The organism is Sphingobacterium mizutaii, assembly GCF_900187125.1.
Classification (GTDB): Bacteria; Bacteroidota; Bacteroidia; order Sphingobacteriales; family Sphingobacteriaceae; genus Sphingobacterium; species Sphingobacterium mizutaii.
The window spans coordinates 2,122,771-2,146,014 of sequence record NZ_LT906468.1; the positions used below are offsets into that span (position 1 = coordinate 2,122,771).

The 23,244-nt window shown below is 38.3% G+C and carries 18 protein-coding genes; 11 read left to right on the forward strand and 7 right to left on the reverse strand.

The features are described from left to right. Positions 1–228: 228 nt before the first annotated feature. A complete protein-coding gene (locus CKW03_RS09075) occupies positions 229–1,233 on the reverse strand; it encodes an LLM class flavin-dependent oxidoreductase (protein ID WP_093095988.1) in 1,005 nt (334 codons plus the stop codon). A gap of 541 nt (positions 1,234–1,774) precedes the next feature. On the opposite strand from CKW03_RS09075, the gene pckA reads away from it, so the two are divergent. From pckA to CKW03_RS09090, 3 genes are read left to right on the forward strand one after another with little or no spacing between them, the layout of a single operon-like run. After that, entirely contained in the window at positions 1,775–3,349 is a 1,575-nt protein-coding gene (pckA, locus tag CKW03_RS09080) for a phosphoenolpyruvate carboxykinase (ATP) (protein WP_093095990.1), read from the forward strand. Positions 3,350–3,360: 11 nt separating this feature from the next. Then, positions 3,361–4,386: a class 1 fructose-bisphosphatase gene (fbp, locus tag CKW03_RS09085; RefSeq protein WP_093095991.1), complete on the forward strand. Its 1,026-nt coding sequence runs from the start codon at positions 3,361–3,363 to the stop codon at positions 4,384–4,386. Between the two features lie 51 nt (positions 4,387–4,437). Continuing rightward, complete coding sequence (locus CKW03_RS09090) at positions 4,438–5,295, forward strand: DUF6265 family protein (protein ID WP_093095992.1); 858 nt, start codon at positions 4,438–4,440, stop codon at positions 5,293–5,295. 68 nt (positions 5,296–5,363) lie between these two features. Here CKW03_RS09090 and CKW03_RS09095 read toward each other — a convergent pair whose 3' ends face one another. Beyond that, positions 5,364–7,529, reverse strand: a complete 2,166-nt coding sequence (locus CKW03_RS09095) for a S46 family peptidase (protein ID WP_093095994.1) — start codon at positions 7,527–7,529, stop codon at positions 5,364–5,366. A gap of 267 nt (positions 7,530–7,796) precedes the next feature. Here CKW03_RS09095 and CKW03_RS09100 point away from each other — a divergent pair, with 267 nt between their 5' ends. The 5 genes from CKW03_RS09100 (at position 7,797) to CKW03_RS09120 (ending at position 16,760) form a co-directional block, all read left to right on the forward strand. Continuing rightward, complete coding sequence (locus tag CKW03_RS09100) at positions 7,797–9,539, forward strand: chloride channel protein (RefSeq protein ID WP_236736448.1); 1,743 nt, start codon at positions 7,797–7,799, stop codon at positions 9,537–9,539. Between the two features lie 317 nt (positions 9,540–9,856). Beyond that, positions 9,857–11,023 carry an efflux RND transporter periplasmic adaptor subunit gene (locus CKW03_RS09105; RefSeq protein WP_236736449.1) on the forward strand — a complete coding sequence of 389 codons (1,167 nt, stop codon included), beginning with the start codon at positions 9,857–9,859 and terminating at the stop codon, positions 11,021–11,023. Positions 11,024–11,108: 85 nt separating this feature from the next. Continuing rightward, the gene (locus CKW03_RS09110) at positions 11,109–14,267 is read left to right on the forward strand and encodes an efflux RND transporter permease subunit (RefSeq protein ID WP_093095999.1); all 3,159 of its coding nucleotides are present in this window, start codon (positions 11,109–11,111) and stop codon (positions 14,265–14,267) included. Positions 14,268–14,274: 7 nt separating this feature from the next. After that, the gene (locus tag CKW03_RS09115) at positions 14,275–15,741 is read left to right on the forward strand and encodes an efflux transporter outer membrane subunit (RefSeq protein ID WP_093096000.1); all 1,467 of its coding nucleotides are present in this window, start codon (positions 14,275–14,277) and stop codon (positions 15,739–15,741) included. Positions 15,742–16,019: 278 nt separating this feature from the next. After that, positions 16,020–16,760: a sulfite exporter TauE/SafE family protein gene (locus CKW03_RS09120; protein WP_093096001.1), complete on the forward strand. Its 741-nt coding sequence runs from the start codon at positions 16,020–16,022 to the stop codon at positions 16,758–16,760. Here the strand turns inward: CKW03_RS09120 and CKW03_RS09125 are convergent. After that, positions 16,757–17,101 carry a hypothetical protein gene (locus CKW03_RS09125; RefSeq protein ID WP_139185430.1) on the reverse strand — a complete coding sequence of 115 codons (345 nt, stop codon included), beginning with the start codon at positions 17,099–17,101 and terminating at the stop codon, positions 16,757–16,759. The two genes, CKW03_RS09120 and CKW03_RS09125, sit on opposite strands and share 4 nt — an antisense overlap. 198 nt (positions 17,102–17,299) lie before the next feature. On the opposite strand from CKW03_RS09125, the gene CKW03_RS09130 reads away from it, so the two are divergent. Further along, a complete protein-coding gene (locus CKW03_RS09130) occupies positions 17,300–17,815 on the forward strand; it encodes a thioredoxin family protein (protein ID WP_169918991.1) in 516 nt (171 codons plus the stop codon). Positions 17,816–17,955: 140 nt separating this feature from the next. Here CKW03_RS09130 and CKW03_RS09135 read toward each other — a convergent pair whose 3' ends face one another. Together CKW03_RS09135 and CKW03_RS09140 are read right to left on the reverse strand one after the other, a co-directional pair. Next, the gene (locus tag CKW03_RS09135; protein WP_093096004.1) at positions 17,956–18,354 is read right to left on the reverse strand and encodes a group III truncated hemoglobin; all 399 of its coding nucleotides are present in this window, start codon (positions 18,352–18,354) and stop codon (positions 17,956–17,958) included. A 47-nt stretch (positions 18,355–18,401) separates the two neighbouring features. Further along, on the reverse strand, positions 18,402–18,836 hold the full coding sequence (locus tag CKW03_RS09140) for an RrF2 family transcriptional regulator (protein WP_093096005.1): 435 nt from the start codon (positions 18,834–18,836) through the stop codon (positions 18,402–18,404). Between the two features lie 370 nt (positions 18,837–19,206). Between CKW03_RS09140 and CKW03_RS09145 the strand changes: the two genes are divergently transcribed. Further along, the gene (locus tag CKW03_RS09145) at positions 19,207–20,913 is read left to right on the forward strand and encodes a GMC oxidoreductase (RefSeq protein WP_236736450.1); all 1,707 of its coding nucleotides are present in this window, start codon (positions 19,207–19,209) and stop codon (positions 20,911–20,913) included. 97 nt (positions 20,914–21,010) lie between these two features. Here CKW03_RS09145 and CKW03_RS09150 read toward each other — a convergent pair whose 3' ends face one another. Further along, on the reverse strand, positions 21,011–21,907 hold the full coding sequence (locus CKW03_RS09150; protein ID WP_093096008.1) for a serine hydrolase: 897 nt from the start codon (positions 21,905–21,907) through the stop codon (positions 21,011–21,013). Positions 21,908–21,958: 51 nt separating this feature from the next. Between CKW03_RS09150 and CKW03_RS09155 the strand changes: the two genes are divergently transcribed. Continuing rightward, positions 21,959–22,504, forward strand: coding sequence for a DUF1543 domain-containing protein (locus CKW03_RS09155; RefSeq protein ID WP_093096009.1), 546 nt, complete (start codon positions 21,959–21,961; stop codon positions 22,502–22,504). An 11-nt stretch (positions 22,505–22,515) separates the two neighbouring features. Here the strand turns inward: CKW03_RS09155 and CKW03_RS09160 are convergent, their stop codons facing one another. Beyond that, positions 22,516–23,166 (reverse strand): NAD(P)-dependent oxidoreductase, encoded by a 651-nt coding sequence (locus CKW03_RS09160; protein ID WP_093096011.1) that lies wholly within the window; start codon positions 23,164–23,166, stop codon positions 22,516–22,518. Positions 23,167–23,244: the final 78 nt, after the last annotated feature.

Consider the following 23,244-nt stretch of genomic DNA (forward strand, 5'->3'; position numbering starts at 1 on the left):
AGCTAGGCAAGCGTTAATGTGCCACTTGCTTCGCAATCTTTTCAACAAAGATTTAGTTATGTGTGATGTAGTAAATATAACAGTAAATAACCATAAACGTTTTAGAGAAATGTGTTTTTTGAGTTTATTTTATTAATTTTTTTTATGAATACCCTACAATTAGGGTATAAAAATGGGGATTTGTGTGAAATCCCCATTTTTGTTGCTTTACGATAATAAAGAAGTTCTTTATTGTTGGTTTATTAAGTCGAACGTTTCTTTAATTAATTCAAAAGATTTCAATCTCTTTTCGTCATCGTATATATAATTTGTGGTCATGATCTCTTGAGCATGCACTTCATCGATTAATTCTTTTAGACTTTTTGCCAATTGTTCTGGGCTGCCAGTATAGGTACTAGAGGTCATGGATTGGACTGCCTGTTCAATTTCTGGGATACCATGGAAAATTGTTTTTTCGGTAGGAGGGAATAGTGGCATCCTTCGACTGGTCACTATTCCTGCAAATAAGTTCTGTAGACTGCTGGATAGAAATAAGGCTTCCTCATTCGAGTCTGCGGCGATAATATTTACACAGACCATAAAATAGGGCTCTTGCAATTGCTCGGATGGTTTGAAATTCATTCTATAGATTTCTGAAGCTGCTTTCAACATATTAGGTGCAAAATGTGCCGCAAATGCATAAGGTAAGCCTAATTCGGCAGCAAGGAAGGCGCTGTCAGTGCTTGATCCTAGGATCCAAATTGGAATATCCAATCCTTCTCCTGGGAAAGCGCGGACTTTCGAGCTATGGTTTTCCTGGCTGAAATATCGTTGTAAGGATTGCACATCATCTTTAAAATAGAATGCTGTATTTAAATTATTCCTTCTTAAGGCCATGGCGGTTACCTGATCAGTACCTGGAGCTCGTCCTAGCCCTAGATCAATCCTGTTTGGATAGATTGATTCTAAGGTTCCAAATTGTTCAGCGATGACCAAGGGAGAGTGGTTTGGAAGCATAATACCTCCGGAACCCACACGAATGTTTTTTGTTTGGCTAGCAATATGACCAATTAAAACGGAAGTCGCGGAACTGGCAATGAATTCCATATTGTGGTGCTCTGCAAGCCAAATTCTTGTATAACCTAGTTTATCTATATGTCTGGCACCTTGTGATGCTCTCTCAATAGCATCAGCAGCGGTATTGTTCTTCTTTAGAGTAGCTAATTCCAGTAGGGAATATTGGATGTTCTTCATAAGGTAAATATACATTTCAAAATACATTGAAATGGTAATCTTAATGTATGGAATTATTTGAGCTTTGTCATGATTGTCAAAATTTGCGGCTGGCCAGATTTAAGGAGTTGGCATTAGTCTAGTATCAACATAGGAATTGGAGTTTTTTTTCTTTGAGTAAGTTCAAAATTTACCTTTGATTTTTAATCAAAATGGGAATAATTTTTAACATATATTGTCAATTTATTAAAGGATATTGTCATTTCATTTTAGCAAGGTAGAATTATGACTACATTTTCATTTCAATTAAAATAATAAATGCCTTAAAATCCTTTAAAAATCGCCAAAAACATTGAAAATTGCGTTTAAACTGTTTAAAGGCACATTATGAAAAACCCTGTTTTTTGCTATAAAAAATTGCTAAATTAATTATATCAATATTTTTGATTTTATTGAATTGAAAATAAGGCAGTTACAATTGTGTAAATTTTACAATATGCTAAATTTACTTTTTTTATTGCTAAAAATATATATAGCTTTGTTCGCAAAATAAATCCTATATATGACAAATTTAATCAGTAGTCAATTGGAGTCACTTGGGATCCGTCCATCAAGTCCAATTTATTTTCAACTTCCAGTACCAGAGCTGGTAGAAAGAGCGATTAAAAACAATGAAGCTTCTTTAACAGAAACAGGAGCATTAAGTTTCAAGACTGGCATCTTTACAGGGCGCTCGCCAGAGTCTAGATTTATCGTGAAAGACTCCGAGACAGCTGAACATGTAAATTGGGGAAAAGTAAACAAGCCCATGAGCATCGAGCTGTTTGACCTGTTGCTTGCAAGGGTAACTGAATACCTTTCATTAAATCCCATTTATGTAAGATCAGTACAGGCATGTAATCATAAAGATTACGCGCAAAATGTACTTACAGTTACGCAAAGCCCATGTCAGGATATTTTTGTAAACAATATGTTTATCAATGTTGATGTAGAATCCCAACAACAAATTGATTGGACTGTCTTAGCTGCTTCAAATTTAAAAGTAGATGATTATGCAGCACTTGGTTTACCCACTTCTCATTGTGTGGTTTTGGATCTAAGCCGTAAAGTGGTAATCATCATCGGAACGGCATATACAGGAGAGATTAAGAAGGGGATATTCTCTGCTCTTAATTATTATTTGCCATTAAAGCATAACGTGTTAACCATGCACTGTTCTGCTAATGTTGGCAAGAAGAATGACACCGCTTTATTCTTTGGCCTATCTGGGACGGGTAAAACAACCTTATCATCTGATCATGGACGCTTATTGATCGGAGATGATGAACATGGTTGGACAGAAAAAGAGGTCTTTAACTTTGAAGGTGGTTGTTATGCGAAAGCAATTGGCTTGACTCAACAACACGAACCACAGATTTTTAATGCCATCAGGTTTGGTGCATTATTAGAAAATGTGAATTTCAAACCGGGAACTCGTGAAGCAGATTACGATGATAGCAGCATCACTGAAAACATGCGCGCATCTTATCCAATCGAGTTTTTGGAAAATGTGAATCCTAGAGGATATGGTGCTTCACCAAAACATATCTTTTTCTTAAGCGCTGATGCATTTGGCGTTCTTCCTCCAATTTCAAAACTTACTGCTGAACAAGCGATGTATTACTTTATTAATGGATATACCGCGAAGGTAGCAGGAACTGAAATGGGCGTAAAGACTCCAACAGCAACTTTCTCAGATTGTTTTGGCGCTGCATTTATGCCATTGCACCCAATGCACTATGCTGAAATGTTAAGGAAAAAACTTGAGGAAAACCCTGAGATCCAAGTTTGGTTAGTCAATACTGGTTGGGTTGCTGGTCCTTATGGAGTAGGTAGAAGAATTCAATTAAAATATACACGTCAATTAATCCGCACGGCAATGGAAGGCCATATTGGCGAAGCAGGATATGAGAAACATCCGATCTTTAACCTGCAGATGCCAAGGGAATGTCCTGAAATCCCGACTAATCTATTAAATCCAAAACGTGTTTGGGATAACCCAGAGGCTTATGAGGAGTTAGCGGAGAAATTAAAGGGAATGTTTGATGAAAACTATGCTCAATTTATCCCGAAACCAGTTGAAAAGGTATTGAGTTAATAAAAACAAAAATGGGAATTCAAACATTAGAGCAATTTATTTCTGAGCAACAAACTCAATTTCCTCAAGCTAAAGGAGAGTTGACGCGGTTGCTACAAGGGATTTCGTTAGCAGCTAAAATTGTTCATAGAGAAGTAAATAAAGCCGGCCTTGCTGATATCTTAGGTAAACAAGGAAATACAAACGCACAAGGTGAAGAGCAACAAAAGCTAGATGTTTTTGCAGATCATTATTTTATGGATGCATTGGAAAGATTCGGTGAATGTTGTTATCTAGCTTCAGAGGAACATGAAGATGGGATAGATCTTACGAAACGGAATAGATTTTCTGTAGGAAAGTATATGGTTTATTTTGACCCATTGGATGGTTCTTCTAATATTGATGCAAATGTATCAGTTGGTACCATCTTCTCTATCTATAAAAGAGTAAGTACAGGAGAGGACCTAGAAAGCATAGATTTTGCACAGATCGGCAGAAAGCAAGTTGCCGCTGGTTATGTTATTTATGGTTCTTCAACGATGCTTGTTTATAGTACGGGAAAAGGGGTGAATGGATTTACCTTAGATCCTTCTATTGGAGAATTCTGTCTTTCTCATCCAGGTTTAAGGATTCCTGAAAATGGAAAGACATATTCGGTCAATGAGAGTAATTACAATCAATTTTCACTTGCAATAAAACAATACCTTCAATTCTGTAAGGAAATCGATAAAGAGACCAATCGTCCCTATTCTTCACGATATATAGGTTCATTGGTCGCTGATTTCCATAGAAATATGATTCAAGGTGGTTTGTTCTTGTATCCTGATACTTATCAGTATCCAAATGGGAAATTACGTTTGATGTATGAATGTAATCCATTGGCATTTATTGCTGAACAAGCAGGAGGGAAAGCAACTACGGGTGAAATGGCAATATTGGATATAGAGCCAGTAGAACTGCATCAAAGAACTCCTTTGATCATTGGAAGTAAAAATATGGTTGAAAAAGTGGAGCAATTCATTGCTGAATATTCGAGTGTAGAACCATCTTTTGTATAGGGCATTACTTAAGAAGTTTGAAAATAATTATGTTTGCAAAAACATCTAATTATGAGATTACTTTTTAGCCTACTGTGTTTGTTCTTTTTTCAACTTTCTTTTGCCCAAAATAAACTACCTCTGTTCTTAAAAGGGCATTGGGGGATACAAGGAAGTAATAACGAAGAGCATTGGGATGTTCTTTCTGCTGAGAGCATGAAAGGCTTCGGATATAAAATTGACCATGCTATTCCCCAGGTTACTGAATATCTGGATATTCAGCTAAAAAAAGGGAAACTGGTTTTGATAGCAACAGTGATAGGTCAGAATAACGGAAAACCTATTGAATTCATTGCTGAAGGGAAAAGTTTTGATAAGCAGATCAAGTTTGTAAATCATAAGCATGATTTTCCTCAAGAAATCACCTATAGCAAGTCTTCTGATTCCACTGGGAATTTGATTGTCAAGATTGCAGGTCAAGGAAAGGAGCATACCCAAATCATGAAGCCGATCCAGGGTTCAGATGAGGCGCAGGAAATTGCTTATGATGAGAAGCTAGCTGAAAAGTTAGGTTCAGATGAATATGGGATGAAGTCCTACTTTTATGTGGTATTGAAATCTGGGGAGAATAAGAATCAAGATAAAGATTCGATCAATACAGCTTTCAAGGGTCACATGGACAACATCAATAGATTGGTTAAAGAGGAGAAGTTAATTGTTGCAGGTCCATTTGGGAAGAACGCGGATCAATATAGAGGTCTGTTTATTCTGAACAATGTGAAATCTGAGGACGAAGCGAAAGCGATTCTGGAAACTGATCCAGCAATAAAAGCGGGGTATTTGACTTATTCCCTTTATACATGGTATGGTTCGGCTGCTCTTCCAATGTATCTGCCATATTCAGAAAAAATTACCAAATCCAAATTCTAATATAGTAAAAAAAGATTCGGTCAGTCTGCATAGCAAGACTGACCGATTTCTTTTTTATTAGGGGTTACTTATTTGACACCCATTTCTTGGATAATGAATTGGGCATTATCAATCTTGTCAGCAATCCATAATACATAACGGATATCAACTCCAATGGAACGACTATAGCTTTCATTCCAAGCGAAATCATTGATGGTCGCATCATAAGCCCTGTCGAAATTTACTCCGATCAATTCGCCATAAGCATTCATAATAGGAGATCCGGAGTTTCCGCCTGTAGTATCCATATTATATAGCATATTGACAGGAACATCATTCAGGTCCTTTTTGAAATAGTTTCCGAAGTTTTTGTCCAACCAATTTGTTTTGATTGCTTCAGGGTAATGGAATTCGTTTAATCCAGAATTACCTTTTTCAATAATACCTTTAACGGTCGTGAATGGCTCCATATAGGTCGCATCAGCTGGACTATAGCCTTTGATGTTTCCGAAAGTTAATCTTAAAGTTGAATTCGCATCAGGAATAAAGCTTTTAGATTGGAATTTTTCTTTCACGGCAATATAGTCCGCCATTAATTTGTTCAAATTACCTTCTCTTCTTTTTTGCTCAGCATAAAAAGGCTGCATTTCTTGGTCCAGTTCTTTTTGGAACTTCATTAAATCATCCGAATATTTCAAGAATGAATTCAAATCCTTTAATACGGTGTTCTCAAAATACTCTTGATTAGAAAGCTTTGAGTCCTCTATGGTTTTCGAGATAAAGTCAGAAGCTGCCTGTTCATTGCTGAATTTATGAGTTGCAACAAATGGTAGAGCATTACCATCCTTTAATTGATAGGCTTGGGCAAACATTGTGCTCGCAATGCTTTTATCAACATTTAAGTTGAAGCTTTCGTAAAGACCAGCCAATTGCTTTTTAAAGTTTTCAATGTTAGCATTGTACAATTCTTCCTTACGTTTACTAGATAATTCCTTGTTAATTGCATCTTGGAAGCTGTTTGTCAAAGAAGCAAGCTGTAAACCACGAATTCCGGAGTATACATTGTTGTACCATAATTCTTTTTCAGCATTTTGAAAAACCAATTGATAGTGCTGATCAATATCCTTCATCAAAGAGCCATATTGAGCTTTTAGTTCAGCATCATTTTCAATGAACTTGGCTAGTTCCTCGTCCTCCTTGATTTTTGTGTTGACAAGGTCGATATTTCTTAGGCCTTTTAATTTACCTCTGTAATTCTTCATTACATTGGCATTCCTCTTGATTCTTGTTGCAAGTGCCAATTCAGTGGCTTTATCATCCTTCCCAGCCAGTAACATCTGTTGATTTTGGAAATCATAAAGTTCAGAAGTATATGGCAATAGGTATTGCTGTTGGTATTCGATATACTGAGCAGGTCTATGACGGAAAGTACGACCTGGATAGCCTAGGATAAACACGAAATCATTCTCATTGACCCCTTTAGGGTTCACCTTTAAATGTTTCTTTGGTTTATAAGGGACATTATCTTTAGAATATTTTGCAGAGGAACCGTCCTTAGCAACATAGGCTCTCAAGAAAGAGAAGTCGCCGGTATGTCTTGGCCATACCCAGTTATCAGTTTCGCCACCAAACTCTCCAATGTTCTGTCTAGGAATATAAACCAAGCGAACATCTTCTATCGTTTTATATTTAAACAACACATAGCTCTTGCCGATGAACATCTCAGATACCTCAGCTTTTATGGTTGGATCTTGAGCTTCAGCCTCTTTGGCAATTTCTTTTCTTTTATTGGTAATGATGTCAATTCTTTGGCTAGGATCTGTGACATTAGCCACAGCATCTAAGATTCTTTGCGACACATCCTCGTAAGAGTCCGTAATCCTAATGTTGAGTCCCTTTGCTTCGATCTCTTGCTCATGGGAATTAGCAACGAATCCATTTTCTAGGTAATTGTGTTCTGGAGTAGAGGCTAATTGAACTGCACTGAAAGCACAGTGATGGTTGGTGATAATCAATCCATTTGGAGAAACGAACGAACCTGAACATCCACTTACCTGAACTAAGGCATCGACTAGCCCAATCTGTCCTGGATTATAGATTTCTTTTTCGCTAATTTTTAATCCTGCTTTTTTCAAACCTGCTTTGCCCAATTCACTTAAAGGGAACATCCCTTCATCAGGAATGGCATTTGGAATGATGACCGTTCCGGTTGTTAAGAAAGCAGCAATTATCCCTGCTTTGATAAAGTTTAACATAACTATAGATTTTGTTTCATCCCAAAAATACTAAATGTTAATCGCCAAATCAGATTTATTACTGCAATAGCTAGGGTATTATTTAACTATTCGATAAATGGTTCCTATATTTGCAGAAATTAAGGAAATATATTCACGCTAATTAAATAATAGGAACCTTAACCTTTATTAATAGCGAACGTTTAGTTTTAGCTGTTTTAAAGGGGAAATGACCAAGGAATGAGACAAAAATTTCTAAAGAAACTAGAGGCTTTAAATAGGTGGAGAATGCAGAAGATTTCGAACAGGAATTTTCTAATCGTTCTAGCCTTTGTGGTGGGTATCGTAGGAGGTTTAGCGGCTGCTCTTTTAAAAGGAATGACTCATTTTATCGCGGCCAAATTGCAGGATGACCTAGAATGGCATTTCAAATATTCCCTTTATTTAATATTTCCGCTGATAGGTATTTTTCTCAGTGTGCTCTACGTCCGGAAATTTATCAAAGGCAAAAAGCTTGAGCACGGAATCACACCCATTATATACGCCATTTCACGACGTTCCAGTCGAATCGATCTACATAATATTTATTCCCAAATTGTTACCAGTGCCATTACGGTAGGTTTTGGTGGATCCTCTGGGTTAGAGGCACCGATTGCCTATTCAGGTTCTGCGATTGGGTCCAATATTGGACGATTTTTCGGATTGAGCTACAAGGAGGTCACCATGCTATTGGCTTGTGGAGCTGCGGCAGGTATCTCTGGGGCTTTCAATAGCCCTGTTGCTGGGATGGTCTTTGCCATTGAGATCTTGTTGCCTGAGTTTTCAATTCCGGTATTTATCCCTTTATTGATCTCTTCAGCACTTGCAGCTGTTATCTCTAGGATCTTGTACAGTGAACCCCTTTTTCATACTGCAGCTACAGACTGGGAAGTAAGTTCTATTTTCTTTTATATCCTCTTGGCGGTGTTGGTAGGGCTTTATACCATCTATTTCTCAAAGATCAGTCAGGTCGTCAAGACTTGGTTTTCAAAGATCAAGAATCCATACAATAAGGTTTGGGTCAGTGGGATTTCCTTAGGAGTCATGATCTTTGTGTTTCCGGCCTTATATGGTGAGGGATATCTGACCATTCAGCAAATTCTTGACGGTCATTTCAATTCCATTGTCAAGAATTCCCTTTTTTCAGACTATAGAGATATGGCCTGGGTAGTGGTCTGTTATACGATTTTGGTATTATTTGGAAAGTCATTCGCTTCGCTGTTCACGATTAATGGAGGGGGGAATGGAGGTATTTTTGGGCCAAGTTTGGTAATGGGTGGATTGATCGGCTTTGCCTTTGCCTATGGTATGAACCAAACAGGCTTTGTACAACTGAATGTTCCCAATTTTGTTATGGCGGGGATGGCGGCTGCTTTGGCCGGTATTATGCATGCCCCTTTAACAGGGATTTTCCTGATTGCAGAAATCACTGGAGGATACACCTTGATGGTCCCATTGATGTTGGTAGCTTCAATTTCATATCTAATCAATAGAGGAGTAATGAAACACTCGGTGTATACCAAAGTATTGGCGGAATCCGGGGATTTACTTTCTTATGAAGATAAGGACCGAACGGTTCTCAGTATGATGAAGCTGAGGTATGTGCTTGAAACCAATTTTGTGGTCCTTAGACCAGATCAAACACCATTAGACCGTCAATCTGATATTATTCATTCTAAACGAAATATATTTCCAATTGTCGATGAAAAAGGTAAGCTTCTTGGAATACTCTATAGTGAGCGACTGTTCTCCATTTTATTAGGGGAAGAGGAGGGAAGAGAAAAGACATTTGCTGCCTTGGCCCAAAAACCAAATGATATCATCATTGAAACGGAAAACATGGAGCATGTAATGACCAAGATGAATAAAGAAGATGTTTGGATCCTTCCTGTAGTCAATAAGGATGAACAATACTTAGGCTTTATTTCTAAGTCTTCTGTTTTCAATAAATATCGTTGGCTATTGATCAGACAAGGTCAATATTTGGAGTAATATAAGTTAGAATTACTCCTTTTTTACCTTAATATTCCCTAAAATCATACAAAAGATTGTCTTTGACTAATAAACCCGCCATAGGTTTAATCAAAAAAATCAGATAAATCAGTCTTTTTTTATTTTCCGAATGATTGGTTTTATTCTTTGAAAACCAACGTCTTATAGCTTAAATATCTCATAATTAACAAAATGTTAACTAAAGTATAATATGTTAACAAATGTTAAACGGTACAATAATTGTTAAATGATACGTTAATAAGATGGAAGTGTAATAAAAATATTACGAAGACAAAGTACAAAATCGGAAAATTACTGTGAAGAAAACAAAGTTATCAATTTTAAAAGCAACATTATTATTAATAGGAACAGTCGGCATCATGGCCAGTTGTTCTGAGAGTAAATCCAAAGAAAAAGAAGACACCGCAAAACCCATGGCATTACCAGTTTACACCGTCGAGAAATCAGATGCTGTAACGGTAAAAGATTACCTAGGTACCATTGAAGGTAAGGTAAATGTCGAAGTACGTCCTCAGGTTGAGGGCCTTCTGCAGGAAATCTATGTCGATGAAGGTGCTTATGTCCAAAAAGGACAGAAGCTTTTCAAAATAGATCCATCTTTTTATCAAGAGGATTTAAATAATATGTATGCTGCAGAGAAAGTGGCGCAAGCCAAGTTGAAAAATGCGAAGTTAGAAGTTGACCGTTTGAAACCATTGGTTGAGAACGAGGTCATTGCAGATGTTAGATTAGCTTCGGCTGAATCTGATTATCAAGTCGCAAAAGCAGGGCTTGACCAAGCTGCTGCAGAAGTGCGTTCCGCACAATTAAGTAGAAATTTTACAACGATCACCGCGCCAGTGAGTGGTTATATTGGACGTATTCCGAAACGTATCGGTAACTTAATTACCAAGGGTGACAAAGAGCCTTTAACTAATTTATCGGATATTCAGGAGGTTTATATCTATTTCGCTATGAACGAATCAGATTTCTTGTACTTCTCCAAAGCACAAGCTAAAGCTGATAGTGTGGAAGGGCGTAAATACGATAAGTTGAAACGCCTGACTTTCCCTGAAGTTACGTTAATGATGGCCGATGGTGAAGAATATTCGTCTAAAGGTGTTGTGGATGCGGTTAATGGACAGGTAGATAGAACTACAGGTTCCATCTCTTTGAGAGCTACTTTCCCTAACCCTAACAATATCTTGCGTTCTGGTAGTACCGGTACCTTAAAAATTGCTGAAGTCAAGAAAGATGTTTTGCAGATCCCGCAAGTTGCAACTAATGAATTGCAGGATAAAACCTTTGTGTTTGTTGTAGACAAAAACAATCAGGCACAACGCAGAAACATCAAATTGAACGGTTCTACAAAAGATAAGTACATCGTATCTGAAGGATTGCAAGAAGGTGACCGCGTTATTCTAAGTGGATTCGAAGAGCTAACTGATGGCTCAGCGATCATGCCTATACCTCAACAAAAATAATTGTCAAATTAATTATGCGTATTCTAACCTTTCCTCTGCATTTGCAGGAAGGGCTTAGGATAGCTAAACCCCATAATATTGCTATATGCTTAAAACATTCGTAAGTCGTCCCGTTTTAGCTACCGTTGTATCTATTATCTTGGTTATTTTGGGCTTGGTTGGAATGAAGTTGCTTCCGGTAACACGTTTCCCAGAAATTGCTCCGCCAAGTGTGGTTGTGTCCTTGAGTTACCCAGGTGCAACAGCAGAAACTGTAGCCAGCTCCGTATTATTGCCCATTGAAGAAGCAATCAACGGTGTAGAGAACATGACTTATATCAGGTCGACTGCATCCAACTCAGGATCTGGTTCGGTTACCGTATATTTCAAGACAGGAACCAACCCTGATGTGGCTTCAGTAAACGTTCAAACGAGGATCTCAAAAGCTATATCTTCCATTCCAGCGGAAGTAAATGAGGCTGGTATTACCACGATGCCTCGGCAGAGTGGTGTCATCATGACCATCAATATCTTTTCCAATCAAAAAGATTCAGTCTACGATGAAACATTCTTACAAGCCTTCGCCCAAATTAACTTAATGCGCCCATTGCTCCGTGTGGATGGGGTAGCACAGGTTTCCAGACTTGGGGCTAGGGATTATGCCATGCGTGTTTGGTTGAATCCAGAGAAATTGGCATTGTATAATCTAGTTCCTAAAGATATATCAGATGCTATCAAGGATCAAAACTTTGAGATTGCACCGGGTAAGTTTGGTGAAACATCCGATGAAGCTTTTGAGACCGTTATTAAACACAAAGGTCGATTTAGCCAACCTGAAGAGTTTCAGAATATAGTCATTAAAACAAATAATGATGGTTCTGTTCTTTACCTGAAAGATGTTGCTCGGGTTGAATTTGGTGCTACCAACTTAAACTCGGATAACAAGGTTGATGGAAAACCAGGATTGACCCTGAACTTAACACAGACTAGTGGTTCCAATGCCCATGATATTGATGTTGAAGTCCGTAAAGTACTAGAAGAACAAAGAAAATACTTTCCTAAAGGAATTGATTATGATATTACCTATTCAGTGCGTGATCAGATTGATCAATCCATTGATCAGGTAAAACATACCCTTTTCGAGGCCTTTATCTTGGTATTTATCATTGTATTTATCTTCTTACAAGATTTCAGGTCTACTTTGATCCCTGCCATCGCGATCCCGGTGTCCTTGATCGGTACATTCTTTTTCTTGCAGCTCTTTGGCTTCTCGCTGAATGTACTGACCATGTTTGCCCTCGTGCTCGCCATTGGTATTGTGGTCGATGACGCCATTGTCGTCGTCGAGGCCATACACCATAAAATGCATGCTACGGGTCAAAAACCTAGACAGGCTACTTTATCGACCATGTCAGAGATTACAGGAGCTATCCTATCCATTACGATGGTTATGGCAGCAGTATTCTTACCAGTAGGGTTTATGGAGGGACCTGCCGGTATATTCTATCGACAGTTTGCCTATACCTTGGCGACAGCCATTTTGATTTCCGCCTTGAACGCTTTGACCTTAAGTCCGGCATTATGTGCATTACTTCTTAAGGCCCCTCAAGATGAAAAGGAAATCGGTAAGAAGAAAAATAAATTCAATACCTATAAAGACAAGTTCTTTACAGCCTTCAATACTTCATTCGATAGGTTTACCGATAAATATATTATCGGCGTTAAGAAGTTGATCAAAAACAAAAAGGTAGCCTGGGCTGGCTTAGCAGTAATCACTGCCATAGGAGCCTTCCTAATGATGAAATCGCCTAAGTCATTTATTCCGACCGAGGATGATGGATTCGTGACCTTTAATATTGCCATGCCTGCAGGTGCTTCCCTTTCAAGAACAACAGAAGTCCTAAAGAAAGCAGATTCTATCTTGAGAAGACATAAGGATATTGAAGGCATGACATCGGTTTCAGGTTATAATGCGCTGGATGCTAGTTCTAGTCCTGCATTTGCTGCTGGCTATATCACTTTGGTTCCGCATGCTGAACGTAAGCATATCAAGAATATCCAAGACTTTATGGATACTGTCAGAAATGACCTTTCTCAACTTCATGAAGCTAAATTCACGGTATTCCCAAGACCAACCGTTCAAGGTTTTGGTGATTTTGCCGGTATCGAATTGGTACTACAAGATAGGTTAGGAGGTGATATCCGTGACTTTAACGTCTTGGCAGATACCTTTATCAACCAGCTGAACGAATTACCAGAGATCGGTAATGCATATACCAGTTTTAAATCTACATTCCCACAATATGAAGTGAATATTGATGTAGTAAAAGCTAAATCATTAGGAGTTAGTATCAACAGCTTGATGTCAACCATCCGTTTATATTTTGCTAGGGTACAGGCTTCCGACTTTAGCCGATTTGGTAGACAGTATCGTGTTTATGTACAATCAGACTTTGATTTCCGTACCGATCCTGAATCCTTTAGTTCTATTTTCGTAAGGAATACAGAAGGTAAAATGGTTCCTATCAATACCATCGTCACCTTGAAAAAGATCGTTGGACCAGAAACCATAACCCGTTATAATTTATACAACGCCATTGTTGTCAATGCTGAACCCGCTAAAGGCTACAGTACTGGTGATGCCATGGCAGCCATTGAAAATTTCTCCAAAGATAAATTACCAGGAAATATTGGCTATGAATGGACTGGTATGAGTTTGGAAGAAAGCCAATCTGGTTCTCAGACCATCCTCATCTTTGCATTGAGTATCCTGTTTGTATATTTCTTATTAGCAGCACAGTATGAAAGTTATATCCTCCCTTGGGCGGTATTACTATCCATTCCAGTTGGGTTGATAGGAGTATATGCAACGATTGGATTAGCAGGCCTTCAGAACAATATCTATGTACAGGTCGGATTGATCATGTTGATCGGACTGTTGGCGAAAAATGCCATCCTTATCGTGGAGTTTGCCGTTCAGGAAAGAGAGAAGGGAATGAGTATTGTAGATGCCGCTATAAATGGTGCTAGATTGAGGTTAAGGCCTATTCTAATGACCAGTTTGGCATTCGTAGCAGGTTTGATCCCGTTGATGTGGACTGTTGGACCATCAGCTATCGGTAACCATTCTATCAGTTTCAGTGCTGCGGGCGGTATGTTGTTCGGAGTGACCTTTGGTATTTTCATTATCCCAATGCTATTTGTGGTTTTCAAATCGCTGGACGAGAAGGTTCGTAATAAAATTAAAACGGAAGAAGAAGAATAGATCATCAATGAATAAGAAAATAATATTTAGAGTTTTAATCGGTTGTCTTTGTGCTGCATTCTTTATGGTGCAGGGCTGTAAGGTAGGGCAGAAATACCAACAACCAGACTTAAACTTGCCTGAAAAATTCAGGGGCGATACCCTGGCATATTTCGGGGATACGTCAAGTATCAGCCAGATCTCATGGAAAGAGTTTTTCCATGACCCTACCTTAAAGGATCTGATTGACTCTGCATTGAGCAATAACTATGATATGCAAACGGCATTGAAAAACATAGAAATAGCAAACAAGTGGATGCGTCAGAACAGATTTAACTATCTACCTGAAGTGGATGCAACCATTGCCGGCGTCAATAAACAATACCGATCCAAGCATTTTGGTTCTGGACCTTCCACTAGATGGTATGAGTTCAATGACAAAAAGGCCCCTGAGAACATGTTTACTTATACCTCTCAATTCGGTACAGAAATAGGCTTTAGTTGGGAAATTGACATTTGGGGAAAGATTAGCAATGCAAAAGATCAATTGGTGGCAGAATACCTCAATACCCAAGAGGCAAAGAATGCTATCCAGACTAATTTGATTGCCAGTGTGGCAAAAGGCTATTTTAACTTATTGATGTTGGATGCTAAAATCGAAGTTGCCAAACGGAACGTATTATTGAATGATAGCACGCTACAGATGATCAAACTGCAATATGATGCAGGTGAAAATACTGCCTTAGCGATTCAACAGACCGAGTCCCAGCGTTTGATCGCTGCTTCCTTGGTGCCTGAATTGGAAAAAGAGATCGTCCTACAAGAAAATGCCCTTCGGATTCTTGTTGGTGAGATGCCAGATTCAGTTTCAAGAGGAACCAGTTTTGAACACCTTTTTGCTGAAAATAAAGATATTTCCCTTGGTTCACCTGTTGATATCATCAGGAATAGACCTGATGTCAGAGGAGCAGAGTTAGGCTTAATTGCAGCAAATGCCAATGCCAATATCCAACAAGCTATGCGTTATCCAACCTTATCCCTTGAAGGAGTGTTTGGTGTTAACTCTAGTTTGCCTAAGAACTGGTTTTCTATCCCTGGATCATTATTAGGGGGTATTGGGGGAAGTTTAACTGCTCCAATCTTCAAGAACAGAAAATTAAAAACCGAATGGGAGGTTGCTAAGATTGAGCGTGATAAGGCTGAAATTGAATTCCAGAAGACCGTATTAGAAGCAGTTTCGGAAGTTTCAGATGTAGTCGTAACGGTAGAAAAATTAAGAGAACAATTAGAATTTGCAAGACTAAGGGTGGAAAACTCTGAAAAGGCAGTAAAAAATGCAGGATTATTATTCAAGAGTGGTTATGCTACTTATTTGGAGGTTATCACTGCACAAGGCAATGCACTTGATTCAGATTTGGCATTGGTCGAATTACGTCAAGAACACCTAGAGTCCTATGTTGATCTATACAGGTCATTAGGCGGTGGTTGGAGATAAAACCACATATTAAACAAGCTTCACAGTATCATTATGATACATTTCCATCGTTCTTAGCTTTCCGATTAAAAGCCAAGAACACCAAAAGAATGGGTTGGGTTTCTCTGAAATTCCGACCCATTTGCTTTTTAAAGGAATAATTAAATTCATTACCGATTTTCAATACCCCAATTTGATTGAATAACCTTGATTCTACCACCTAAATAGTATATTTGAATACCGACCGGCAATTTTTTCGCATGAAAAACATTATTAATTATTAACCGGATATTCTTCAAATGGAGAAGTATTTTGTTTTCTTGGTTTTAGCGCTGATTACAGAGATTATAGGAACTGTATCTGGCTTTGGCTCATCTATTCTTTTCGTCCCGACTGCCTCCTTGTTTTTTGATTTTAAGGCTGTATTGGGGATTACTGCAGTGTTCCATGTCTTTAGCAACCTCTCCAAGATCACTTTGTTCCGCAAAGGGATCAATAAGGATATCGCTATAAAACTTGGCATTCCCGCCGTGTTGTTTGTGATCCTTGGAGCTATGTTAACTAATTACGTTCCTGTTAAGGAAATGGAATTAGGAATGAACCTCCTCATTGCCAGTCTTGCCGTATTCCTGCTTTTCCGATTCGATAAGCCATTGAAACAAACCAATCAGAACCTATACTTAGGCGGGGTTATTTCTGGCTTTTTTGCAGGTCTTGTAGGCACTGGTGGAGCTATCAGGGGAATTACACTTGCTGCCTTCAATCTGCCAAAGGATATCTTTATTGCTACTTCAGCCTTGATTGATCTAGGCGTTGATTTCAGTAGAGCAATCATATACGTATCCCAAGGTTATTTTCCATCAGAATATATCAAGCTCATTCCTTTCCTGATCCTTGTAAGTGTTTTGGGAAGTTATTTGGGTAAAGTAATCCTGAAATATACCTCAGAAAGGGTCTTCAAATACATTGTTTTAGCTGTAGTCATTTTAACCTCTGTCTTCCAGTTTATCAACTATTTCACCACCGCTGCTTCTTCTTAAAACCTAAAGTTTGGGCGATTGGTGAAGGGAGAGAAGGACCAAGGAATGGAGCTTAAAATGATTAGACTGATCCAAATATATCTTTTCCATAAATAAGTAAAACCATTGCTTCCAATCTTTTTCTTTACAAGGTTGTTCACGATATTGATCATGAATACAGCCAAAGTCATCATGGTCATATGCTCCAATCCGAAGAATCTGAGTTGCCTGGTTTTGACCCCAATTGAAATATCATTCCAAAAGGCAGTAACGATGGGGCTGTTCAGGTATAAAATCCAACCAATTAGGAATTGTATATTATAAATCGAGGTCAATCTAAGTAAGATCTGATAATCTTTCAAACTAAAAGTCTTGTTATTTCTATGGTTGATAAAAATCCAGGCGATTTGAAATAGAAGCGCAAATAAAACAAGCCAACGGAAATAGGAGTGAAGGATTAGAAGATAATGGTACACAGATAATGAATATGTAAAATGATGCTAAAATTACATACGATTAATTAAATTCGTGTCGTTTTTACATTGGAAAAATCTATTTAAATGAAGAAATTGACTTTAATATTAGGATTCAGCCTAGTGATGCTGCTTTCAGCATTCCAAACACAGAGTTTTGCCCAAACAAAAAAAGCCAATCCAGAATTGGATTCCTTAGCAAAACCTTATCATCCTGAGGCGGATGCTCAAAAAGATATAGATAGTTTAGTCGTATTGGCTAAAAAGGAAAACAAGAATATTATCATTCAAGCTGGTGGTAACTGGTGTATTTGGTGTCTACGGTTCAACAATTTTATCCATCAAAACAGCAAAATAGCCAATTTGCTAAAAGATAACTTCGTGTATTACCACCTGAATTTTTCTCCTGAAAATAAAAATGAGGTAGTATTCAATAAATACGCAGCTGGTAAAGGAGAGGAATATGGCTTTCCATTTTTTATTGTCATGGATAGTAATGGTCAAGTATTGTTCACACGAGAAAGCGGTAGCCTGGAATCCGGAAAAGGCTATGATGAAACCAAAGTCATGACATTCTTTAATGAATGGCTTCCAAAGAAATAAGAATTTTAAACAATAGAAAAAGAGCTATAATTTTGGAATTATAGCTCTTTTTTTTACCCAAACCTGGGCGTAACAACTTCTAATCTTGCTGAATACAAGAAATAAAAGTCCTATCTAAATAGTTGTTATATGGTTTTGATTTACATTAGTGGCTTTAAATTATTTTGCTGATAGTATTCAATTTTATATTGAAACATTTCAGCCATCCTTGCGCCTTGCCATTTTGCTCTTTCCGCTTTTTCTCCTTCGTAAAGGCTGTCAACGGTCCGTGAGAACATACCGACCCATTGGTCGAAATGTCTCTTTTCTACTGGCATCTTTGCATGGGGTGGGAATGGACTTCCATAATAGGTATGTTCTTCCAAAAGAACAGTTTGCCAGAATCTGTACATTTTTTCCAGATGCTCCGGCCAACGATCTTGAATGATCCCGTTAAAAATAGGTCCCAACAATTCATTCTCTCTTATTTGGTCATAAAATTTATTGACCAAGACTTTGATATCCTCAATATTCTGAATATCATGTTTTGTACTTTCCATGCTTAAATTCCTTTTAATCATTGGCCATCTGGCCCATGTTTCCTGAGTTACCTCATTAAGATACTTTCGCCAGAAATAATGCCTACTGCCAATTCATATACAGTAGTTTTTTCCAGCATGTTCTTTAGATCGGTCCTGATCTTCACGAAACTATTGTGCATCGGACAAGGTTTCAAAGCATTGCATTCTTTTAATCCTAATCCACAGCCCATGAAGATTTGATCCCCGTCCACCGCCTTCACAATTTGTGATAGACTGGTATTATGGATTTGATTTTGGTCCATTTCAAAACCTCCAAATGGTCCCTTAATCGAATGTAGGATCTGATGCTTCGTCAATAACCCTAAAACCTTAGCAGTGAAGGCTTCTGGGGTACCCGTATGTTCAGCTACCGCCGTAATCTTTACGCGGTTTCCATCTAATGATTGCGTGGCAATATAAATGATCGCCTTTATTCCGTGTTCACAAGCTTTTGAAAACATAATCAATACCTAAAGTTCAAAGATAAGCAGTATTTTTAATTAAAGAGTATTTTGTCTTAAATAAGGACTGATATTACAATAGTTTGATATTGTAACTATCCATAAATTCTTCCTAATCTCTTGAATAATAATTGAAATAGGGCATGTTTTGCTCTTTTTATATTATTTGTATATACCGCAATTATTTATTTAATTAGTTTCACTTATTGTATTAGGACGCTAAAAAATGGGTCCAAATTATAAATCGAACTACTTTATGGAAGCAAATTACGGACCATCTAAAAATCCCTTTTCTTCCAATTCCAGAATCACTGGGTGAAGACCAGCTCGCTACTTTTGGTGCTTATAGAGAATATGAAAAATGAACGCAATGAAAAAAAATATCCCTGCTGAGCATAACTTCGATGCGATTGTCATCGGTTCAGGCATTTCTGGGGGCTGGGCGGCAAAGGAACTCTGTGAGGGAAATTTGAAGACCTTGCTTCTAGAAAGAGGTAGAGATGTAAAGCATATTGTGGATTATCCAACTGCAAATAAAGACCCTTGGGAATTTCCCCATGCCGGCGAACTCAGTCATGCTTTTCGAAAAGAGAACCCAATTGCGAGTAGGGCAGCAGGAATTGGAGAAAGCAATCAGCATTTCTTTACCAAGGATGCCGAACAAGTTTATATTCAAGAGAAACCATTTGATTGGATCCGAGGTTATCAAGTCGGGGGTAAATCTTTGATATGGGGTCGGGCTTGCCAGCGGTGGAGTCACTATGAATTTACTGGACCTGAAAGGATGAAGTATGGGATGAATTGGCCGATTGGTTATGATGATGTAGCCGATTGGTACAGTTATGTAGAACGATATATTGGGGTATGTGGCTCAAATGATCATTTAGCCGCTATGCCTGATGGAGAATTCCTGCCGCCATTTGAATTTAATAAGGTGGAAAGTCATGTCCGTGAAGCCATCCTCAAACATTATAAAAATCGATACATGGTCCATGCCCGTTGGGCCCATTTGACAGAAGCAAAGGAAATCCACAAACAACAGGGCAGGGTCAGTTGTAAAGCTCGGAATGCCTGTATGAGTGGTTGTCCATTTGGAGGCTATTTTAGTTCAGTTTCCTCCACGATTCCATGGGCACAAAGAACAGGAAATCTGACCCTTAAACCGAATAGCTTGGTGAAGGAAATTATATATGATGAACAAACGAAAAAAGCTGCTGGCGTCCGCGTCCTGGATACCCAATCGAATGAGGAAACCATATATTACGCAAGGATCATATTCTTGAATGCTTCAACCTTAAATTCCAACCTGATCCTTTTGAATTCCAAATCAGAACGATTTCCTAATGGTTTAGGGAATGATCATGAGCTTTTGGGTAAGTACATAGGTTTCCATAATTATAGGGGTTCTGTTTCCGGTGATATGCCGGGATTTACGGAAGATTATTATTTCGGTAGAAATCCATCAGAGAATATCTTGGCAAACTATGTGAATCTAGATAAGCAAGATCGACCTTTTGTTGGCGGATATACCACCTTTATAGCTGCTAGAAGGCATAGGGGCATAGTGGACAAGAATATTCCGGAAATTGGTGCTGCATTTAAAGATAATTTGAGTTTGGCAGGTCCCTGGTTCGTCTATATGTATATGCAGGGAGAGACTATTATGAAAGAATCAAACCAAGTGAGTTTATCCCCAACTGCAAAGGACAAATATGGGATGCCGCAACTGATTACTTCAGTGGATTACGATGAAAATGATGAGAAGATGCTCGAAGACTTTTTGACCCAGAGTTCTGAAATGCTAAAAATAGCCGGTTGTGAAAATATCAAAGCTGTGGATAATAAGATTGCACCTGGATTGGATATCCACGAAATGGGAGGGGTTAGAATGGGAACAGATCCCCAGAATTCCATGTTAAATAAATGGAATCAAATCCATTCATGTCCAAATGTATTTGTTACGGATGGAGCCTGTATGACCAGTACAGGAAATCAAAGTCCATCTATCCTGTATATGGCATTGACGGCACGTGCATGTAAATATGCTATTGAAGAAATGAAAAAAGGAAACCTTTAAAGAGTAGACTAATGCGAAAGTGATTTTTGAAACTGATTGATAAAAAGCAGGAAGAGCAGCAATTAAGCTGCTCTATTTGTATTGATTATTTATATCATTAATCCATTGCAGGAAAAGGAGTATAATCTTCCTCGTAATGGTTCCAGATGATATTGGCTATCTTTCTAGTTAGGACCTCCGCCTCATTGCTCTTGGTCCAGCTTCTATCTTTGTTATTATTGCTGAAGAAGGAGAATACAAAATCTCCATGTGGGGCATTCACTAAGACCACCTCTGAACGCACTTCATCCAAAGAGCCTGTCTTGCCAATCCAACTGACTTGAGCAGGAAATTGGGATAATGCTCGCTCATTGTAGAATTGGTTTTTCAGGAATCTGTACATCTTATCCGAATGTGCAGGAGAAACTACTTTACCATTTCGGATCATTTCATATAAGGTTGCCATTTCCCGGGGCGTAGTCTGTCCCCAGCCATATTTCTTCCAGATTTCTTCACGTCCCGGCGTCCTAGAGTTTACCTTTGTATTTGGAAGGCCCAACTGATCTAATATGGGATTTATGCTTTGACCACCGCCAGCGAGTTCTTGACACCAGATAGAGGTCACATTATCACTATAGCTGAGCATTAATCCGATCAAGGTCGCTAAATCCGTTTCGGTACTGTCCTTGAAAAATTGCATGAGTCCAGAACCTCCATAAGCCCGAGAATCACGGTATAAAAATTCCTGGTCCAATCTTAATTCCCCATCATTAATTTTTTGGAAAACCCCAACCAGTATCGGAACCTTTACTACACTTGCGGTAGGGAAGGTGCTGTCTGCATTGATGTTAACAATTTTATTGTGCTTTAGGTGCTTGACATAGATTCCAATATCACCTTGAAAACCTGCTATGGCTTGGTTTATTTTTTCAGTAAGTTTTTTGTCTATTTTCTGGGCTTGAGCTTGGCAAATAATGGTTAAAAAAATAATGCAAAGACTGAATAGTTTTTTCATGGATTAGAATTAAATTAGTTGAGCTTCGAATTTAAGGATTAATAAAATACTATGGAATTATTTATGGTTGTTGTCGGTGGAAAACCCGAAGGAAGATTTACAGAACAGCACGATGTATTCTTTGGCATTGCTGATGAATTGAAAGAATTAGTGCCCAGTATGTATGAGTTTTGGCCGGCACTAGAGGGAAGGATGCATATTGACTCTTGGCGCAAGGTTGGAAAGGTTGATGGATACAAGATTCAAATCATTGAGAAAACTGAACTGAACCCTATTAATTCCAAAAAATTATATTTTGTCAATCTAGGTGGCTATAAGCCCAATGACATGGAAGAATACCATTACAAGCAGTTGGTCGTGGCTGCTAATCTAGCTGAAGCGACAAAGATTGCAAAGGACACTGTTTTTTGGAAACATCATGAATCCTCACATATTGATGATAAATATGGAATTGATGTGGATGATATTTATGAAGTGGTGGATTTACTCAACCCTACATTCAAAGAAAAATACCATATCCTAATCCAAGAAGCATTCAATATGCCTGAAGATACACTTGAAGTAGGATATTTAAAGATCAGTAAATTAGTAGGGTAGAAGATTAATAATTAATAGCCAACGGTAAATCTTTTTTGGATAAAATTATTGTTCTCCACTTCATCAGCAACAGCTACTGCCAAGTCCTCCACTGATATATTGGAATGCCCATCATGATCAAAAACAGGGTGGTCTGTTCCAGTTCTATACTTTCCTGTTCTTTTTCCAGATTTACTCTGATTCATTTCAATCGCAGGACTGATAAATGTCCAATCCAATTCATCTTCCCTTTGAATGACCTCATAAAAATCTGCGGCAGCTAATGCTCCCGGTTTTATCTCCTTTGGGAAATTGGGGTCATCTACGAGCCTTTCCTCTTTTTCATTCAGTAGGCTTCCTGCGCCTCCTATGACAATGACACGTTTTATGCCCGCTTCTTTTATCTCATCCAGAATGTGCCTATATCCAGCTAGGTAATCATCATAGATCTCGGGATTTGACCAGCCCGCATTGAAGGCTGAAATAACTACATCATTGCCTTTCAAGGCACTTCCAAGGCTTGTGTCCTTTATCACGTCCATTTGAACCGCTAAGACATTGGGTTTATCCTTGATTTGGTTAACCTCACGTGCAATCGCAGTCACTTTAATGTTTCTGTTTACCAATTCTTCCAATATATGAGAGCCAACATAGCCTGTTGCTCCAATTAAAGCTACTTTCATGAATATTCAATTTTAATCAATAAAAAACAGGTTAGCATACTTCTTTCAAAGTCTGACTAACCTGCTATTAATACAATT

Excerpts from the sequence above, each read along its gene's own strand:
- CKW03_RS09120 (WP_093096001.1), top strand. The coding sequence starts at position 16,020 with ATGGAGAAGTATTTTGTTTTCTTGGTTTTAGCGCTGATTACAGAGATT.
- CKW03_RS09140 (WP_093096005.1), bottom strand. The coding sequence starts at position 18,836 with ATGTTTTCAAAAGCTTGTGAACACGGAATAAAGGCGATCATTTATATT.
- CKW03_RS09075 (WP_093095988.1), bottom strand. The coding sequence starts at position 1,233 with ATGAAGAACATCCAATATTCCCTACTGGAATTAGCTACTCTAAAGAAG.
- CKW03_RS09090 (WP_093095992.1), top strand. The coding sequence starts at position 4,438 with ATGAGATTACTTTTTAGCCTACTGTGTTTGTTCTTTTTTCAACTTTCT.
- CKW03_RS09110 (WP_093095999.1), top strand. The coding sequence starts at position 11,109 with ATGCTTAAAACATTCGTAAGTCGTCCCGTTTTAGCTACCGTTGTATCT.
- fbp (WP_093095991.1), top strand. The coding sequence starts at position 3,361 with ATGGGAATTCAAACATTAGAGCAATTTATTTCTGAGCAACAAACTCAA.
- CKW03_RS09160 (WP_093096011.1), bottom strand. The coding sequence starts at position 23,166 with ATGAAAGTAGCTTTAATTGGAGCAACAGGCTATGTTGGCTCTCATATA.
- CKW03_RS09150 (WP_093096008.1), bottom strand. The coding sequence starts at position 21,907 with ATGAAAAAACTATTCAGTCTTTGCATTATTTTTTTAACCATTATTTGC.
- pckA (WP_093095990.1), top strand. The coding sequence starts at position 1,775 with ATGACAAATTTAATCAGTAGTCAATTGGAGTCACTTGGGATCCGTCCA.
- CKW03_RS09100 (WP_236736448.1), top strand. The coding sequence starts at position 7,797 with ATGCAGAAGATTTCGAACAGGAATTTTCTAATCGTTCTAGCCTTTGTG.
- CKW03_RS09145 (WP_236736450.1), top strand. The coding sequence starts at position 19,207 with ATGAAAAAAAATATCCCTGCTGAGCATAACTTCGATGCGATTGTCATC.
- CKW03_RS09135 (WP_093096004.1), bottom strand. The coding sequence starts at position 18,354 with ATGGAAAGTACAAAACATGATATTCAGAATATTGAGGATATCAAAGTC.
- CKW03_RS09130 (WP_169918991.1), top strand. The coding sequence starts at position 17,300 with ATGAAGAAATTGACTTTAATATTAGGATTCAGCCTAGTGATGCTGCTT.
- CKW03_RS09095 (WP_093095994.1), bottom strand. The coding sequence starts at position 7,529 with ATGTTAAACTTTATCAAAGCAGGGATAATTGCTGCTTTCTTAACAACC.
- CKW03_RS09115 (WP_093096000.1), top strand. The coding sequence starts at position 14,275 with ATGAATAAGAAAATAATATTTAGAGTTTTAATCGGTTGTCTTTGTGCT.
- CKW03_RS09155 (WP_093096009.1), top strand. The coding sequence starts at position 21,959 with ATGGAATTATTTATGGTTGTTGTCGGTGGAAAACCCGAAGGAAGATTT.